Genomic DNA, 2,572 nt, shown 5'->3' on the forward strand with positions numbered 1-2,572 from the left:
ACCCAGGGGGACGATTTGGCGAGGCAGGGAGAATGGGGAGGCGGGGTTCTCCGTCTGTGCCCGGTGCCGAAGGGAGGGTGGTGACATGCCGGTAGTGGCCATGCGCAACGCGGGCGCCGCCCTGTTGCGGGTGCTGACGGTGTGGGCGGTGAGCACGCTCACGATGCTGCTGCTCGCGATGGTGATGCCCGGCTTCCGCCTCCAGTCGGCCGACGGGGACAGCCTGACCCAGCTGGGCCGCGTCGCCGCGCTCGGCGCCGGCTTCTTCGGCCTGCTCAACGCCCTGGTCTGGCCCTGGCTGGTGCGCGCCCTGCTGCTGGTGCCCGCCCTCGTGCTCGGCCTGCTGGTCTTCCTGCTGAACGGCTCGCTGCTGCTGGTCGCGCTCAGCGCCGTGCCCCAGGGGCGGGGCGAGGCCAGCCCCGCCGTGGCGGCCGTGGTGGCCGCCGTGATGTCCGTCGCGTCCTCCGGCACCGCCACCCTCCTCGCCGTCCGCGACACCGGCGCGCAGCGCCGCCGGATGCGCCGGCTGGCCGGCTGGCGCGCCACCCGCGGCCAGCCCGCGCCCCGCTCGCGCACCCCGGGCACCGTGTTCCTCCAGCTCGACGGCGTCGGCTACGAGCTGCTGTGCGAGGCCATCGGCGGCGAACGCCCCCTGATGCCGACGCTCGCCGCCATGTGCGGCACCACCCACCGGCTCACGCCCTGGCGCACCGACTGGTCGAGCCAGACGGGGGCGTCCCAGCTCGCCATCCTGCACGGCAGCAACGAGAACGTGCCGGCCTTCCGCTGGTACGAGAAGGCCACCGGCGAGGTGATCATCAGCAACCGGCCGTCCGACGCCGCCGAGCTCCAGCGCCGCGCCACCGAGCGCAGCGGCCACCCCGGGCTGCTCGCCGAGGACGGCGCGAGCCGGGGCAACCTGTTCACCGGCGGCGCCGACCAGGTGGCGCTGGTGCTCTCGGTGGCGGTCAGGCGCGGGCGCCGCCAGCGCTCCCGCGCCGGCTACTTCGCGTACTTCGCCGACCCGGCGCGCGCCGCCCGCACGGCCCTCTCCTTCGTCGCCGAGCTGGGCCGCGAGGTCGGCCAGGCGCTCGGCGCCCGGCTGCGCGGCGAGCGCCCCCGGGTCCCGCGCGGCGGCCTCTACCCGCTGATCAGGGCCTTCGCCACGGTCGTCCAGCGCGACGTGGTCACCGCCTCCGTGGCCGGCGACATACTCAACGGGCGCACCGCCGTCTACGCCGACCTCGTCGCCTACGACGAGGTCGCCCACCACTCGGGGCCGCGCGGCCGGGACACCCGGCAGGTGCTGGCCCGGCTCGACCGGTGCGTCGCCTCGCTGGCCCAGGCCATCAGATACGCCCCCCGGCCCTACCACCTGGTGCTGCTCTCCGACCACGGGCAGAGCCAGGGCGAGACCTTCCGGGCCAGATACGGCGTCTCGCTCGAACAGCTGGTGCGGGCCGGCAGCGGCCAGCCGGTCGAGCCGCCACGCCCGCTCTGCCGGCCAAACGCCTCGGGGGAGCCGGCGGGCGCCGAGGCACGCAACGCGGCCCGCGCCGCGCTGCACCGCCCCGAGGAGTCGCCCGAACCGCCGGGCGGCCCCGCCCGCCGGCGCGGCGCGCCCGTCGTGCTCGGCTCCGGCAACCTCGGCCTGATCTCGTTCCCCGGCCTGTCGGGCCGCGCCTCGGCCGAGGCGATAGCCGCCCGCCACCCCGGGCTGCTCCGCCGCCTCGCCGACCACCCGGGGATCGGCTTCCTGCTCGTGCGCAGCGAGCTGCACGGGCCCGTGGTGCTGGGCGCCGGCGGCGCCCAGCACCGGCTCGCCACCGGCGAGGTGCGCGGCGCGGACCCACTCGCGCCGTTCGGCCCCGGCGCGGCCGAGGCGGTGCTGCGCACCGCCCGCTTCCCGGACGTGGCGGACATCATGGTCAACTCCTCGCTCGACCCGGAGACGGGCGAGGTGCACGCCTTCGAGGACCAGGTCGGCTCGCACGGCGGGCTCGGCGGCGAGCAGAGCAGGGCGTTCCTGATGTCCCCGATCGCGCTCTCCGCGCCCGGCGGGGACACGGGCGCCGAGCTGGTCGGCGCCGAGTCCGTGCACGGCGTGCTGCGCCGCTGGTTGGCCGAGGCGGCGGCGCGCCCGGCGGAGCCGCGCGCGGGGGCGCCGACGCCCGCCGCGTCGTAGTCTGCGGAGCACCGCCCCCGCGGAAGGGCCCCTGGAAAGGACGTGCCATGGCACCGCAGCCGCTGACGGAGCTGGAGATCGCCGAGTGCCTGAGCGGGCTGCCCGGCTGGGCCGCGCGCGACGACCGGCTGGAGCGCCACTACGCGCTCCCCGGCCACCTGCCCGCCGTCGCCCTGCTGGTGCACGTCGCCGCCGTCCAGGAGGAGCTCGGCCACCACGCCGAGCTGACCGTCACCTACAACCGCCTCGACATCGCCGTCAACACCCACAGCGTCGGCGGCAGGGTGACTCAGCTCGACGTCCAACTCGCCCGCCGCATCGAGGAGATCGCGCCCGCGCACGGCGCCGAGTCCGCCGGCTAGGCCCTGTCCGGGCGGGGGCGGGGGG

Annotated in this window: 2 protein-coding genes; both read left to right on the plus strand. The window is 76.9% G+C overall.

Translation table 11 applies throughout. From position 1 onward, the window contains the following. Positions 1–85: 85 nt before the first annotated feature. Complete coding sequence (locus E1283_RS35035; RefSeq protein WP_243745323.1) at positions 86–2,185, plus strand: phage holin family protein; 2,100 nt, start codon at positions 86–88, stop codon at positions 2,183–2,185. 47 nt (positions 2,186–2,232) lie between these two features. Then, the gene (locus E1283_RS35040; RefSeq protein WP_132822201.1) at positions 2,233–2,547 is read left to right on the plus strand and encodes a 4a-hydroxytetrahydrobiopterin dehydratase; all 315 of its coding nucleotides are present in this window, start codon (positions 2,233–2,235) and stop codon (positions 2,545–2,547) included. The last annotated feature ends 25 nt before the right edge of the window (positions 2,548–2,572 follow it).

Origin of the sequence: Streptomyces hainanensis, from assembly GCF_004348415.1 — a bacterium.
GTDB lineage: Bacteria > Actinomycetota > Actinomycetes > Streptomycetales > Streptomycetaceae > Streptomyces > Streptomyces hainanensis.

Coding starts and splice junctions, on each gene's coding strand:
- E1283_RS35040 (WP_132822201.1), top strand. CDS start 2,233: ATGGCACCGCAGCCGCTGACGGAGCTGGAGATCGCCGAGTGCCTGAGC.
- E1283_RS35035 (WP_243745323.1), top strand. CDS start 86: ATGCCGGTAGTGGCCATGCGCAACGCGGGCGCCGCCCTGTTGCGGGTG.